This window comes from Moraxella sp. CTOTU48841, assembly GCF_032061225.1.
Lineage (GTDB): Bacteria > Pseudomonadota > Gammaproteobacteria > Pseudomonadales > Moraxellaceae > Faucicola > Faucicola cinerea.
Genome location: NZ_DAMBFQ010000001.1, coordinates 504,298 through 519,759, shown reverse-complemented (window position 1 = coordinate 519,759; position 15,462 = coordinate 504,298). Strand labels below are relative to the sequence as shown.

The window sequence follows — 15,462 nt, the reverse complement described above, 5'->3', positions numbered from 1 at the left end:
CTTGTATCTCTCAAAAAATTCATCATGTTTTTACAGTCGTTTAGTGTTTCTAACGTCTGCAGTGTTTAACATACAGTATTTAATCGGTTATTTGGGTAGCTTGCTTGCCGTGTCATTTGGGGTGATATTGTCGACCGCCTTTTGCACCACTTTTTCTTTAATTGCCTGTTTTTTCTCTGCAATTTCTTCATCAGTCAATTTTTCCGTATGACTGATATTGTCGATATGGGGCGTAATAGCATGCGGATGTTCTTCTGGCTGTGATGTCAGGGCAGTTTTATGTCCATTGTTATTTTTACCATCGTTTGCAATCGGTTTATCATCATAGATAATATTACCGTCGCTATCGATGAGCGCATACTTCATCGGCTGTTTACGTGGGATAAAAAAGTCAGAGGGTTGGGTCATCAAATGCGACGCGACCAATTCAAATAAGAATTTCCACTCAAAGACTTTCACATTACGAGCGCGTAGGGCGGTCATTAAGGCGAGTGAAAAACTCACCAACAAGTTAATCATACCGATGACCATCACCCCAAATAGACTGACCAAAATAATACCGATTTCTGGAAACTCGCCCGTGTTGGCATAAATGTTAAAAATCCCATGAATAAAGTTGGCAGACGCAAAGGCAATATGGCGAATATCGAGCGGTAAGCCAAAAATATAACCGATGGTCGCCGTACTACCCAAAAAGCAACCGAATAAAAAGTTACTCATAATCGCACCCAGATTGCGCTCAATAAAATCACTAAAACGCAATAACGTTACAGGTGTCATCATCTGTTTGAGGGTAGGCTGGTTGCGGATACGCTCGCCAATTTTGTTGTGTACCGCAAGATTATCATAATAGCCTGCAATCAATCCTGAAATATACAAATACACCCCAGCAATCGCGGCATGAAAGATAGCAAGCGAGGTAAACGGGTTGAGATCATGCAGCAAGTGCTCGGCGGTAGCTGTCGATGTTAACGGACGACCCAGCCCATACAACCACAGGGACGAAATCAGTAGCGCAATGGGCATTGCAATTGAAATATTACCCATAATGGCAATAAACTGGGTGCGCATGATATCAACGACCAATTCTGTCAATTTGGTAAATCGTGCCGCTTTGCGTCCTTTTACCTCTGAGATGGTTGAAGCAATCGCGGCAGCCGTCATGGCAGGCTGTTTGGTCGCCACTGTGCCGCCAATGATATGAATTGCCACAAAGCCAAGACCATAAATCATACTGTTTAAAAAAGCCACGCCAAAGGGTGCCAGCGGTAAGGATTTCCCTAGGATTTTAAGGGTTGCCATAAAGCCGATGAGTAGACCACCCAATGCTGCTTTTTTATACATACGGCGATAGCCCGCTTTATCGGTACTGATATAATGCTCGCCGACCTTACTGGCAGTCTCAGTCACGCGGCGCGACAAGAGCGCGGTATTGATGCCAAATAAATATCTAAAACTACTGCGGTGGTATGAATCTTCATACAACGTGTTAATGAGCTCTATGATGGTTTTTTTCTTGATATGATCGTTGTCAGATAGCAGTGACACTAACAATTCAAGACGCTGCAGGCTCTGCTCAAGGCGCACCAACATATTGGTGGTACGCACAGTAATACCGGTTCGATGTATACGGCGACGGATGTTTTGCATCATAGTGCGCGCTTGGTCGGTCAACACTAAAATTTGACTGCTATCCACCTCAGGCTGAGGCATCGCTTGCTCATCCCCTGGCTGCATGCTGAGCTGGTATTGACTGACAAATTCAGCGACTTCGCGATTTAGGGCAATAAAAGTATCTTGATTGTCAATCGGATTGGGAAACGCCTTTATTAAATCGGCATTGAGCCCGATGCCGTTGATACGCGCCGTTAAAATAGTAATGGCTTTGAGCACATTGGCTTCAAGCGCTTGCACCAATGCTTCTTTGCCTGCGGGTACTTTAAGAATAAGTATCAGTTCAATCCACCAGCGCTCATGGATTAAGCGCACCCAGTAGCGGGTTTTTGGAGTGGCAAAAAACGCATTAAATAAGCCAATCAAATCGCGGTCATCGGGTACGGAGGGTAAGAGCTTTTCACCGACCAAATCAAAAAATTGCGAAGTAAAGCCAGCGTCTGACAAGATACCCAAATCCGTGTATAGCGACACCTGACGATAACGACTAATCAAGGTAAGCATAAACACACAAAACCCTTCTGCCCACACACGATTGCCGCGCAATAGTCGAACGAATAGTGCCATCTGTTCATTGGCGGTCGTAGCATCATTTGCACGGTTACGCAAGGTATCTAGCAGTTGTTTAAATAGCGCAACTTGCGGAAAATCACGCAGCGCATTAATTTCGTTTAAAATAGTAGTTAAACGCGCTTCTAAGGTTGGCATCACCTTTAATTGGTCTGCCATATCCGCCGCATCATAACGATGTTGGGCATTGGGTAACGTATCTTGATTATTAGGTTGCGATAAATTCGTCAAACTAACCTCGAAGTAAACAGAAAATTGAATCGTTTTTTTAAATAAGGTGCATTAAAAATATAAGAAAAAATACGAAAATAGATATCCTAAGATGAAAATTTAATCGACTCATCAAAAAAAATCCATCATTTATTTGCAACAAAAATCTTATGGGCTGAGGTTTTAAAGACAGTAAGGGATAAAATAACGCTACGTGTTACCGCATTTATGTATTCGAGAAAACAACCTAACGGATTATCCTAATTGATTATCTAGCCGCAGCGATTATACTATAGTTACTCTGTTGACTGATTTTTTTCTATGGCATCGACTATAACCACCCAATCAAAAAGCCCCAAACAATCCAATATCGAATCAACACACAATGAGGTAACCCAATACTACTATCCAGATCCCGTCAACCATCAGGTGATACAGCAGTGGCTATTTATGGATTTACTGCCGTGGCAACAGCCAACTTGGCAGTATTTGACCACCCATATAGATGCCTTGCCGCACGCGATGTTGTTTGCAGGCAATGCGGGGACGGGGAAACGCGCCTTTGTCTATCGGTTTGTCGCATGGGCTTTGTGTGAGAATCAGCGGGTCAATGAACAAGGAGTGGCAACTGCCTGTGGGCAATGCCAAAGTTGCCAATGGCTGATTGCCAATACCCACCCCGATCTTTATCAAATTCCCATACCCAGCGTGGCGCGTGACGCGTCGCCTAAATCTAAAGCAAATAATACCCTGATGGCGCAAGCTCCAACCCATCAGTCAAGTTATAGCATCAAGATTGACGAAATTCGGGAATTACAGCCCTTTGTCACGCAATCGAGTGGTGGATTAAGAATCGTAGTTATTCACCAAGCGGATGCGATGACTCTAGCCGCCAGTAACGCGCTCCTTAAGACATTAGAAGAGCCTGCCGAAAATGTGTTGATGCTGTTAATTAGCGATAGTCCTTCGCAGCTACTGCCAACAATTCGCTCTCGGCTACATTCATTTTCGGTGAGCCATGTGACCCCCGATCAGTCAATGCAAGCGATGCAGCAGTTATTGCCAAATACCGATACTGCGACGCTACAACAAGTGAGTGGATTGTCTGGTTATGCACCCTTTTTGGCACTGCAAATGTTAAACAGCGAATGGTATCAACACCGCCAAACTTGGATAAACAGCTTTCAAGCGGTTCGTAGTGGGCAACGTATGCCTGTACAAGCCAGCAACTATTGGCAAAAAACGCTGACATTGACGGACTTTTTATACCTGTCGCAAGCCTTGTTAGTACCATTGGGGCAATTTGCCGTCGGTATCTCAGCGTCAGTCAATGACTTGGATTTTGGCAAGCTGCAGCCACCACCAACGTTAAAGCAAATTAGCCAGTTACAACGGGTTATCGATCAAATCTGGCAAGATAGACAGCAACATATCCAAGATAAGTTATGCTATGATAAAATTTTTAGCACCATGCTTGATTGCTAATTTATTCAATTATCTATATTACTTATCATTCACCATGCGTTGGTAACCCCATGCGTTATTAAAAGGAACAATGATTATGGCAATGCCATCTCGTGGCGGTATCACCACCATTAACTATGATACGATCGAAAAATTGTATGCTAGCTATCTGCCTTTTATTGAAAACGGTGCGTTATTTATTCCTACTAACCAGCAGCAACAACTAGGCAGTCAAACCTTTGTGGCAATTACTTTGCCAAATTCGAGTGAGAGAATGCCGCTGCATGGTAAAGTGGTGTGGGTCAACCACCGCGCACAAGCACAGCGCCCCGCAGGCTATGCATTACAGCTGGGCAAAGATGAAGCAGGTTTACGCATCAAAAACGAAGTCGACCGCCTATTAGCAGGTCATATCAGCTCAGATAAACCCACCTTTACGCTATAAATTTTGGAAACTCTGGAAACTTTGGCAGTTTTAGTCGGTGATTGTTAAAAGCCAGCGATTGTTAAAGGTGAGCTTATGCTTAATCCTGTAAGTCGCTAGCTTTTTTTCTTCTATCGCGCAATGGTCAATCATGCCTCTGTGTCTTGATGCCTTTCTCATGTTTAGTCCATTCTTTGTGCATTTTTTCATTGACAAAAAATGAGGCGCAATTTAGTCAATCCTTGTGTCAAATTACTTGTATAAAATAGCTTTCAGGCGTAAAATATACGACTATTTTTGCTTTGTTCATAAGAATGGCATGTCACAAACGTTAACGCAACCGTCTTTTGATCTAACCGCAAGCCTGCCCGTCATCACCGTTGATGGCTCAAGTGGTGCAGGTAAAGGCACATTGACGGCAAGACTGGCAAAGCTACTGGATTATCAAATTTTAGATTCAGGGGCGCTGTATCGGATTGTGGGTCTTGCAGCCCACCAAGCGGGTTTGTTAACGGACAACATTGATGAAACTGCGCTAGCTGATTTAACCCAATCGTTGAAAATTGAGTTTGCAGCCGCAAAAGCGGGTTCTGAGCATGTGACCGTGCTCGTGAATGCCAACGATGTGAGCGAAGTGATTCGCACCGAAGAAGTGGGTAACTTTGCGTCAAAAGTCGCGGTATTCCCGAAGGTGCGTCAAGCGCTATTAGAGTTACAAAAAAATATGGCAACGTCGCAAGGCAACCCAAAAAAGGGCTTGATTGCAGACGGGCGTGATATGGGAACAGTGGTTTTCCCCAATGCAACGCTGAAAGTTTATTTGGTCGCATCCTCTGAGGCACGAGCCGAGCGCCGAGTCAATCAGTTAACCCATGCTGGCAAACAGGCAGATTTTGACGAAATTTTGGCACAAATTATTGCCCGTGATGAGCGTGATAGTACACGCAGTGCCTCACCGGCTAAGCCTGCTGCTGATGCGATAGTGATTGATAGCTCAGCGATCGATGCTGAGCAAGTGTTTAACCAAGTTTGGCAACTATGTGTTGAGCGTGGTTTGACAATTAACTAGGTGTTTTTAAAAGTTTTATCGATTTTTTATAGGCACTAAAACCAGCCTTATGTTTATAAAAAATCTTAATTTGAACCGTACTGTGCTGGACAGGCTACGGCTATACAAAGGTAAATTTTATGATGGAATCATTTGCTGAACTGTTTGAAGCAAGCCAAGTACTTGACGTAGAACGCGGTGCAGTTATCTCTGGTCAAGTAGTTGCAATTGATAGCGACTGGATTACCGTAGATACGGGTCTAAAATCAGAAGGTATCGTTGCGCGTTCAGAATTTTTGAATGAACAAGGCGAGCTTGAAGTAGCAGTTGGCGACCAAGTTCAAGTCGTTGTAGACGCGGTTGACAATGGCATGGGTCAAACCCTATTGTCACGTGAAAAAGCAAAACGTGCTGAAACTTGGAACGTACTTGAAAAACTTTACGAAAACAATGAGATCGTAACCGGTCTTATCTCTGGTAAAGTTAAAGGTGGTTTCACGGTTGATATCGGCTCAGTACGTGCGTTCTTACCAGGTTCATTGGTGGACACTCGCCCAGTACGCGACACTGCGCACTTAGAAGGCAAAGAGCTAGAATTTAAAGTCATCAAACTGGATCAAAAACGCAACAACGTCGTTGTTAGCCGCCGCGCTGTAATGGAATCTGAAAACTCAGCAGAGCGCGAAGCACTACTATCTAACCTTGAAGAAGGTCAAGAAGTGGTCGGCGTAGTGAAAAATTTGACTGATTACGGTGCATTCGTAGACCTAGGTGGTATCGATGGTCTATTACACATCACAGATATGGCATGGCGCCGTATCAAGCACCCATCAGAAGTGGTTGAAGTGGGTCAAGAATTAAAAGTTAAAGTATTAAAATTTGACCGTGAACGTAACCGTGTCAGCTTAGGCCTAAAACAACTAGGTACTGACCCATGGCAAGACGTTCTTAACAACTATCCGAAAGGTACTAACGTTAAAGCACGCGTCACTAACCTGACTGATTATGGTTGTTTTGCTGAAATCGCTGATGGTATCGAAGGCTTGGTACACGTTTCTGAAATGGATCATACCAACAAAAACATCCATCCTTCAAAAGTGGTACAAATCGGTGACGAGATCATGGTTCAAATCCTTGATATCGATGAAGATCGTCGTCGTATCAGCCTAGGTATCAAACAAACCATGCCAAACCCATGGGAAGAGTTTGATAAGAACCATCAAAAAGGTGACAAAGTATCTGGTACTATCAAATCAATCACTGACTTCGGTATCTTTATCGGTCTAGAAGGTGGTATTGATGGTCTAGTTCACTTATCAGACCTTTCTTGGACTGAAAGTGGTGAAGAAGCGATTCGTAACTACAATAAAGGTGATACCGTTGAAGCGGTCATCTTGTCTGTAGACGCAGAAGCTAACCGTATCAGCTTAGGTATCAAACAACTTAACAGCGACCCATTCAATGAATACCTAGTATCAAATGATCGTGGTGCGGTAGTGAAAGGGGTAGTGACTGACGTTGATGCCAAAGGCGCTAAAGTAAAACTAGCTGACGATGTAGAAGGCTACTTACGTGCGTCAGAAATCCAACAGGACAAAGTAGATGATGCGACCACTGTACTGAATGTCGGTGATGAAGTTGAAGCGAAAATTGTCAGCGTTGACCGCAAAACTCGCGGTATCAACCTATCCGTTCGTGCAAAAGACGAAGCAGAGCAACGTGATGCCATCAAAGCATTAAGTTCAAATGCTGCGGCAGATGCACAACCAAAAACGATTGGTGACTTAATCAAAGAGCAACAACAAAACCAATAATCGGTTTTGTGAGCAATAAAAAAAGCGACTAACTTAGTCGCTTTTTTTATTTTTGCCTTTTAGGTAACAAAATGAAAGATTTAGTCTAAAAAAAGACGACGAATTTAGTGCGGTTTTGTTATAATATGCGAAGAAAAGTAATGAAATGTAATTTTTCATTATTAGAATTGTTATTAGATTATTGGATGAAATTGGACTGTAACGAAGTTTTTAAAACAATCATTCTGTAATTTAGATTACGACAGTTACGTTTAGCGTGTTAGGGGTAGTATGGAAAAAGTGTTAAACAAATCTGATTTGATCACTAGATTATCAAGTGAATGTGAGAATATACCAGAAAAAACCATTGAGGAAGCCACTAAGCAAATCATTGATTTGATGGTCGATACCTTATCTCAAAACGGACGTGTCGAAGTACGCGGTTTTGGTAGTTTTAGTTTGCATCATCGTGAGCCACGTGTGGCGCGCAACCCTAAAACAGGCGAGAAAGTTACCGTGAAAGCAACAGCCATACCCCATTTTAAACCTGGCAAAGCTTTGCGAGAGGCAGTCAATCATCATCGTTAGTTGCGGTTTTTGAGTCATTTAACGTTATTGAACTAGCGATATGGTTTAATATATGATTGATCAAAAAAGAGTGGACAAAAAATCCACTCTTTTTTTTGAATTATCTGTAATAATAGTGGCATTCAAAAACGTAGATTAATTAAAATAACCAAGGAGAAAAATATGCGTTATCTGTTAGCGATTTTGTTGTTCGTGGTCGTTGGTTATTCATTGATGCTCGTATTGGTGAATAACAACCAAGTCGAAGTAAATTTACTGTTTAGCCAAGTGCCACAAATGAGTTTGGGGTTACTGCTGATTATTAGCATTGTTTTAGGGGTCATCGCGGGACTGTTGATGGGGTTGATTTTATTTCGTGTGTTACAGATGAAACTGGAAAATCAGCGCTTATCTAAAGAGTTAAAGCAAACCCAAGAAAAATTGATGCAAACGCAGCATAATTATGAACAGCATTTAGCGCAAACCAGCAATGCAACAATTGCACCTACCGCAGCCAACCCTAATTTACCACCCGTACGATAAGCAATCCATACTATCGAGTTAAAAAAAGAGTCAGTTTGTTATGAATCAAGTGGCAGTACCGCAAGCAACATCACTCATCAAATCAGCCATCAAGTCACCCATTATTGTGGCATTGGATAACATGGATGACCGTCAGGCATTAAGCTTGGCAGATAAATTGGATCCTACATTGTGCCGGGTGAAAGTTGGCAAAGAGCTGTTTACCAAATATGGTAGTAGCTTAGTGACATCCTTACATCAGCGTGATTTTGAGGTGTTTTTGGATTTAAAATTCCATGATATCCCCAATACCACCGCGCAGGCGGTACTAGCAGCGGCTGATTTGGGGGTGTGGATGGTCAATGTACATGCCAGTGCGGGGCGCAGCGCCATGCAAACGGTGAAAGCGCGTTTATCGGCGCAACATTACCAAACCTTAGTGATTGCGGTGACGGTGCTGACCTCTATGTCACAGCAAGATTTGGCTGAAGTGGGCATCACCGACTCGGTAGAAAATCATGTCAAGCGACTAGCATTATTGACGCAGCAGTCTGGACTTGATGGGGTGGTTTGCTCTGCACAAGAAGCCACTATGCTTAAACAGCTTTGCGGCAAGGATTTTCTGTTAGTCACGCCAGGTATCAGACTACCAGAAGACGCCAGTAATGACCAAACCCGTATTTGCACGCCCAAAGATGCCATAGCAAATGGGTCTGATTATTTGGTCATTGGACGGTCAATTACGGCAGCAGCGGATCCCACCGCAAAACTGCACTATATCTTGGATACGTTAAAATAATCCATTTCGAGTTATGTATGCCAGTACGTTTTCAAGTGTTAAGTGATTTACATATTGATAGCTATGCAAAAAGGGATTTGCCGATTGGTGAAATCCCTTACACAAATGCCGATGCTATTTTAGTAGCGGGCGACACATCCAATGGGCTTTTGGGCATCGAATGGCTCATCGGTGAATCGAAGCGACTTGAGAAACCAATTTTTGTAATTGTGGGCAATCATGAGTATTTTGGTCATAATATTCTTGATTTAGATGCCCAAATAAAGGCATTGACGCAAGATACGCAAGTGCATTTTTTACAATGCACGAGCTTTGAATTTATGGGTGTTAAAATTATTGGGACAACGCTTTGGACGGATTATCAATACCAACCACAAGATAATACGTTGGAGATTGCTCAGCAGTTTATGCGCGATTATCGCGAGATTTATTATGATAACCGACTGTTAACGCCCCAAGATACCGTATCTATTCACCAGCGGCAGCGGGCATGGTTGCAAAACGCCTTAAAACAAAGCCAAAAAGATGCTATGCCTACTGTGGTCATGACACATCACAGCATTAGCCCATTATCTATCGCACCAAAATATGCCAATTTCCCCAGTAATGCGGGATTTGTCGTTGATTTGAGCGAATGGCTACAGAGCGACTTTGCGCCTGATATTTGGCTGCATGGACATACCCATGAAGCCTTTGATTATCAGCAAGGTCATACACGGGTTATTGTCAATCCCAGAGCCTACCCCAATGAAATCAGTAGTACCGGGATAGTTTTTGACTGGCATAAGGTCATTGAAGTCATGGTATGATTGGCACGTTTGCCCCAGTAAAATCCCATTTAATCGCTTAAATTTTTGACCTCATCAATTTATAGTATCAATTTATGGTGCAAAGATAAAAAGATATAAGGAATGCGTATTTAAATGTCTAGTTCAATCAACACCATGCCTGCTCATTTACCGCCCAGTATGATTGACTCGGTCAAGCTACTGCCGAAACATGAGCGATTAATACTATTTACCCGCCATTCATTGCGCGAAATGTCAGATAAAAATGGCTTTGCCAGTTATGCATTACCACTGACACCAAAAGGCAGAGTGTTGGCGGAGTCTTGGGGGCGTTGGTTGGCTGCCAACTTAGAGTACTCGATGGATGTAGATAGCATCAGTAGCCCGATACAACGTTGTATTGATACCGCGATTTTAATGCAAGCAGGTGCTGGCATCTCTAGAAATGTGTCGCACCAATCGCTGTTGGTAGAGCCAGGTAGTTTGGTGGTTGACCATGAAGAAGTGAGTAAGGTATTCAAACAAATTGGTGCGCTAAACTTTATCAATCGTTTTTTGGCGGGCGACATGGCAGGGATTAAAGCGCCACATAAAGGCGGTTTGGATTTATTAGCGCTTTTATTTCAGCATCAGCCAAAGCATGGGCATTTATTACTGGCGGTTAGTCATGATACGCTATTGTCAGCGTTCTTAGCGGTGATGATGGGCGTGGGTGAAATTAGCTGGGATGACTGGCCAAAAATGATGGAAGGGGTGTTTTTGTGGTTTGATGATAAACCCTTTAGTGATGCAAAAGTACATTTTATTTGGCGCGGGCAGTGCTATGAACGCCGGTTGATTGAATTGTTAGACCCATTTTCACCCTCTTATTCGTTAAAAGATTAATCGATACCCAACAACACCACAAAAATAAAGGTAGGATTTTATCCTACCTTTTTTATGACACAGTCAACCTTCAAACATATTTAGATTTTAATCAAACATGTTTACCTTTTAAATGATTAACCAAATTTTCAATTTGCTGCGCATGATTGCGAAGTTTATTCTCAATGCCACTAAACTGGTCTTTTAGCTTATCATCGACTTCATGAATACGCTGAGCAAACTCATTTTTTTTCATCTCAATGGCTTGCGTTTTTAACGCTTGCCATTCTGCAATCGTTTGTTTAAAGGCTTGTTGTTCGCTATTTAAACGATCTTTTATCGCTTGAAAATCGCTGGTTAAATTTCCCGAAAAAGTCGCAACTTTTTTCTCAGCACGTTTGAATGCCATTTCTGTTTGCGCATGCTGAATGGTAACATCTGGGACACGTTTTAAATCCCAAGTCAAACCGATTTTTGACAAGCCATAAATAATCCATTTGCTAGGATCATATTGCCACCATTTTACCCCATTGCGATAGTCGTATTGGAAAAAGTGATGGTAGTTATGATAGCCTTCGCCCCAAGTGAAAATGGCCAGAATCGGATTATCACGCGCGGTGTTGGTATCGGTATAAGGACGGGTACCAAACATATGGCAAAGCGAGTTGATAAAGAAAGTAAAATGATGGCTTAACACCAAACGCAGTAGCCCTGCAAGTACTAAGGTACCCGCAACATCACCCACCATCCAACCAAACAGCGCCGGTAACCCAATATTGGCTAATAAAATCCACAGGGCATAATATTTATCTTGCGCCACTAACACAGGATCAGCTTTTAAATCTGGGATATTTTTGTAGTCATAATGGCCGCTTGGGTAGTTTTTGAGCATCCAACCGATGTGTGAGAACCAAAAGCCACGCTTGGCAGAGTAGGGGTCTTGATAGATATCATCGACGTGGCGGTGGTGCAAACGGTGTCCTGCACACCAGTCAAATACTGAGCCCTGAACAGCTAACGTGCCGCCAATCAGAAAGAACCATTTGACAATCGGATGCGCTTGGTAAGTACGATGTGACCATAAACGGTGATAACCGACAGTAATACTTAACCCATTCCAAGCCATAAAGAATGCGAAAATTGCCCAAACTTGCCAACTGACGCTATGTGTCCACAAGTAATAAGGTACAATCAATAAAGCCGCCAAAGGCGTGCTAATTAAGACAAACGCAGGGATCCAATTGATGGGTGCGTTTTCAAAAGATTGAGGTTGTGCCATAGAGATAAATGTCCTGAGGATGATCAAAATACGACATGTATTTTTTTAATCATTGACGCTATATTGTACTGAAAAAATGGAAAAAAGTGAACACATATACACTCAAATTCCCGACAATTTTGCTAAATTGATATCGATAAACTTACTGTAATATGAATGCTTTAGCCAAAAAATTCAATTAAAAATTTTAGCTACAAAGATATTTTAGACGGACGGTAAAGTTTTGGTTTGACAAATCATCCGAAAGCAAGTTTGCCCCTCACTTCGTACATATTCTAGATTGGCATAGTTTGCCTGGCAGAAGGCCTGCGACAAATAAAGCCCCAGACCCGTGCCCTGACTATCGGTGGTAAAAAACGGATTAAATAAATACTGAATATTTTCTTTGGCAACGCCGTGACCCGTGTCTATCACATCGATATGGATAGATTTGCCAAACTCATACACTTCAAGGGTGACAAAGCCGTGGGGCTCGGTTTTGCTACTAAAACGCAGCCCATTATTGATGAGGTTGACCAAAATCTGTGCTAGCTGATGGTTATCAAACATAAAGCCTTTATCCGTACGGCAGTGCAGAAAAATATCATGGCCGCTAAAGTTTTCTTGCACAAAATCGTTTAGCCAAGTTTTGGGTTCAATATAAACAAAATTAGGGCGCTGCTGACGAGATAATTTAAGCACATCTTCGATGATTTTATTGACCCGAATGGTTTGGTGATAAATCATCTCATATAGCAGGATATTATCATCGGATAAGCCACTGTCAGCCTCATTAACTTCTTCAATTAATAATTGACTGGCTTGGCTAATGGTTGCCAACGGGTTACGAATCTCATGGGCAATACTGGCGGATAATTGTCCCAGCGACGCAAGTTTTAACTGCTGCGCACGGCTAAACTCATCACGTAAATCTTCAATAAAAATAATGGCATATTGCTGTCTTAATTGGGTGATACGAAGTCGCAAGTCATTAAAGCTTTGGTGATTGGGCTCAATGCCAACGGCCAAAGGTGTGCTAGCAGTCGCTGCGCCTAGCCGCACTATTAAAGTTTCTTCAGGCTCTTGGATGATGGGTGCAAGTCTTGCAGCTAATAGGGGGGAAATATCTGGCAAATTAAAATTATCAAGGGCCTTGGGCAGATGTAGTTGTTCGAGTGCGGTATCATTGGCGATAAAAATTTCTAAATCGTGGGATAATACCACCACCCCTTGATCAATGATTTGCACAATTTTATTATTGATGGCATTTAGCGCATTGACTTCATTGACTTGGCGCTCAGAGAGCAGCTCAATTTGTTTAAGCCGTTTGGATAACGTATAACTTAAATAAGCAACCCCGATAAAGCTAATCGCCATCGATGCCACGTTGTTAACTAGCGCGTAGTTCACATCGTTTTTTAGGGTTTGATAAAACTGCTGATAAATAACCAGCGTGATGGCAAAAATAGTGAGCAAAATAGCTTGGTTGGAGCGCACCAACATAAAGGCCGCCGCAACTTGCACCAAAAACAGCAAAATCACTTGTAAATCATTACCACCGCTAAAATACAACAAGGTAGTGAGTACCAGCGCATCGACAGTTAGCCCGACCATCAACAGCGGATTTTTGGGATAAAAATAATACAAAATAAATAAAGCAATACTAAACAAAAAATAGAAAAAAGTGGGAAAAAGATTAATCAATACCCAATAGTCATGCTGGGCATTTTTTAATGCCAACATAAAACTAAAGGAAAAAAAGATAGCAATAATAATACGGTAACCATTGTAGACGTTACCGATTTTTTTGGTTCTAGCTTGGGTGCTTGGCTTGTCAAATAGCGATGAAAACGCAGGATTGGTAATCATGGTTTAGGGTTGAACTAAACCATGACGCATAGCCAAATGGGTAAGTTTGACATCACTATCGATATTAAGCTTTTCAAAAATACGATAGCGGTAGGTATTGACTGTTTTGACACTCACAAACAACTGATCGGCGATTTGCTGTGGACTTTTACAATTGACCACCATCATCGCCACCTGCATTTCTCGCTCACTTAGCGCATCAAATGGCGACTCTGAATTGTCAGTGAATAAAATATCAGCAAGCTGCTCGGCAACATCGGCGCTAAAATAACGCCCGCCTTGGTGGACTTTTTTGATGCCTTTAATCATCTCATCAAGCGGTGTCCCTTTGGTGATATAGCCACTCACCCCTGCTTTGATGAGCATGGATGGGTAGGGCTGCTGAACCAAAGAGCTGACTGCTAAAATCTTAGTATTTTTATCGGTTTGCAGCAAGCGCTTGGTGACTTCTAACCCGCCAATGGTAGGCATATTGACATCAAGTAATACCACATCAGGTTTTAATTGTTTGGTTTTGATAATCGCGGTTTCACCATCGGCAGCTTCACCAATCACATCAATATCAGGGCTATCTGACAGCATCCGTACGATGCCCATTCGGACTAAATCATGATCGTCAACGACCAATACTCTAATCATCATTTTTTATCTCCACCGCGCTTATCTTTATGCCAACAAAATTTTGTATCAATAACACTTTATATTAACAAGACTTTATATCAACAAAAATTTATATAAAAAAGAGTCAGCTAAAAAAACTCATTTTTCAACAATAACTATCTATCCCCAAGTTTTTATATTAGCACAGTTAGCGATTTAAGACGTGAGTTACTGTCTTAAATGTGACGAGATTTTTTGTTCATGTTATGGGTAAATTTAGGTAGGCAAATTTGGGCACATGACTAAAATTCGCTTAACTTGCCCAATAGCTTTATAATAGTCAGCATTCAAACCTTTATTACTGCTAAAAAAATGCGAATCCCATTATGAGAATTAGAAAGCTGTTTAAATTTGAAAATGCCCATATCGTGCGCAATTGTAGCTCCGATCGCTGCAAGTACTCGATTCATGGGCATAGTTACCAAATCGAGCTGATTTTAGAAGCGCACCGCCTCGATCACGGGCAAATGGTGTATGATTTTGGGCTGTTAAAATCATCGATTAAAGACATCATTGATAGTTTTGATCATGCTATTTGTTTTTGGGATAAAGATGACCCTGACTATATTGACGCCTGTAAAAAATTTAGCGCGCGCTGGATTAGTTTGCCTGTTTCGCCCTCGGCAGAGCAGTTTAGCCGCGTGGTGTTTTTTTGGGCAAGAGAAATCTTAAAACAAACCCAAATGCAAAACGGCGAAACCGATGTCAAAGTGTATTCCGTCATCGCCCACGAAACAGCGACAGGCTATGCACAGTGCTTTGAAGACGATGTCGATAATGCCCAAATGGGCGCATTGACGCTGGGTGATTTTGAATTTAGCGAGCAAGTAAAAGCCGAATGGCATGACCCAAAAATGTATGACAAATTAAAAAAAGGTGAAAAATTTGTCAACCCGACAGTGGTTTTACAAGTTGACTAAGCTGTTGGTATGTGACGGGGTTGTTGTAACGA

At 42.1% G+C, this 15,462-nt stretch carries 14 protein-coding genes; 10 read left to right on the top strand and 4 right to left on the bottom strand.

The genetic code is table 11. From position 1 onward, the window contains the following. Positions 1-87: 87 nt before the first annotated feature. Positions 88-2,475 (bottom strand): site-specific recombinase, encoded by a 2,388-nt coding sequence (locus RT034_RS02270; protein WP_313013079.1) that lies wholly within the window; start codon positions 2,473-2,475, stop codon positions 88-90. 300 nt (positions 2,476-2,775) lie between these two features. Between RT034_RS02270 and RT034_RS02265 the strand changes: the two genes are divergently transcribed. From RT034_RS02265 to RT034_RS02225, 9 genes are all read left to right on the top strand, one after another. Further along, positions 2,776-3,939 carry a DNA polymerase III subunit gene (locus RT034_RS02265; protein ID WP_313013076.1) on the top strand — a complete coding sequence of 388 codons (1,164 nt, stop codon included), beginning with the start codon at positions 2,776-2,778 and terminating at the stop codon, positions 3,937-3,939. A 76-nt stretch (positions 3,940-4,015) separates the two neighbouring features. Further along, positions 4,016-4,363 carry a PilZ domain-containing protein gene (locus RT034_RS02260; protein WP_007116499.1) on the top strand — a complete coding sequence of 116 codons (348 nt, stop codon included), beginning with the start codon at positions 4,016-4,018 and terminating at the stop codon, positions 4,361-4,363. A 298-nt stretch (positions 4,364-4,661) separates the two neighbouring features. Then, entirely contained in the window at positions 4,662-5,411 is a 750-nt protein-coding gene (cmk, locus tag RT034_RS02255) for a (d)CMP kinase (protein ID WP_313013074.1), read from the top strand. A 122-nt stretch (positions 5,412-5,533) separates the two neighbouring features. Continuing rightward, on the top strand, positions 5,534-7,204 hold the full coding sequence (rpsA, locus tag RT034_RS02250) for a 30S ribosomal protein S1 (RefSeq protein ID WP_313013348.1): 1,671 nt from the start codon (positions 5,534-5,536) through the stop codon (positions 7,202-7,204). A 270-nt stretch (positions 7,205-7,474) separates the two neighbouring features. Next, positions 7,475-7,771, top strand: coding sequence for an integration host factor subunit beta (locus tag RT034_RS02245; RefSeq protein WP_007116365.1), 297 nt, complete (start codon positions 7,475-7,477; stop codon positions 7,769-7,771). A gap of 162 nt (positions 7,772-7,933) precedes the next feature. Then, entirely contained in the window at positions 7,934-8,293 is a 360-nt protein-coding gene (locus RT034_RS02240; RefSeq protein ID WP_036603687.1) for a lipopolysaccharide assembly protein LapA domain-containing protein, read from the top strand. 76 nt (positions 8,294-8,369) lie between these two features. Beyond that, positions 8,370-9,071 (top strand): orotidine-5'-phosphate decarboxylase, encoded by a 702-nt coding sequence (pyrF, locus tag RT034_RS02235; RefSeq protein WP_313013346.1) that lies wholly within the window; start codon positions 8,370-8,372, stop codon positions 9,069-9,071. A 17-nt stretch (positions 9,072-9,088) separates the two neighbouring features. Continuing rightward, complete coding sequence (locus RT034_RS02230; RefSeq protein WP_313013070.1) at positions 9,089-9,880, top strand: metallophosphoesterase; 792 nt, start codon at positions 9,089-9,091, stop codon at positions 9,878-9,880. Positions 9,881-9,994: 114 nt separating this feature from the next. Then, entirely contained in the window at positions 9,995-10,744 is a 750-nt protein-coding gene (locus RT034_RS02225; RefSeq protein ID WP_313013068.1) for a histidine phosphatase family protein, read from the top strand. A 91-nt stretch (positions 10,745-10,835) separates the two neighbouring features. Here RT034_RS02225 and RT034_RS02220 read toward each other — a convergent pair whose 3' ends face one another. The 3 genes from RT034_RS02220 to RT034_RS02210 all read right to left on the bottom strand — a co-directional run bounded on the left by RT034_RS02220 (position 10,836) and on the right by RT034_RS02210 (position 14,489). After that, positions 10,836-12,002: an acyl-CoA desaturase gene (locus tag RT034_RS02220; RefSeq protein ID WP_313013065.1), complete on the bottom strand. Its 1,167-nt coding sequence runs from the start codon at positions 12,000-12,002 to the stop codon at positions 10,836-10,838. A 204-nt stretch (positions 12,003-12,206) separates the two neighbouring features. After that, positions 12,207-13,850: a sensor histidine kinase gene (locus RT034_RS02215; RefSeq protein ID WP_313013062.1), complete on the bottom strand. Its 1,644-nt coding sequence runs from the start codon at positions 13,848-13,850 to the stop codon at positions 12,207-12,209. 3 nt (positions 13,851-13,853) lie between these two features. Next, complete coding sequence (locus RT034_RS02210) at positions 13,854-14,489, bottom strand: response regulator (protein WP_040403691.1); 636 nt, start codon at positions 14,487-14,489, stop codon at positions 13,854-13,856. A 347-nt stretch (positions 14,490-14,836) separates the two neighbouring features. Here RT034_RS02210 and RT034_RS02205 point away from each other — a divergent pair, with 347 nt between their 5' ends. Next, entirely contained in the window at positions 14,837-15,430 is a 594-nt protein-coding gene (locus RT034_RS02205) for a 6-pyruvoyl trahydropterin synthase family protein (RefSeq protein WP_313013059.1), read from the top strand. Positions 15,431-15,462: the final 32 nt, after the last annotated feature.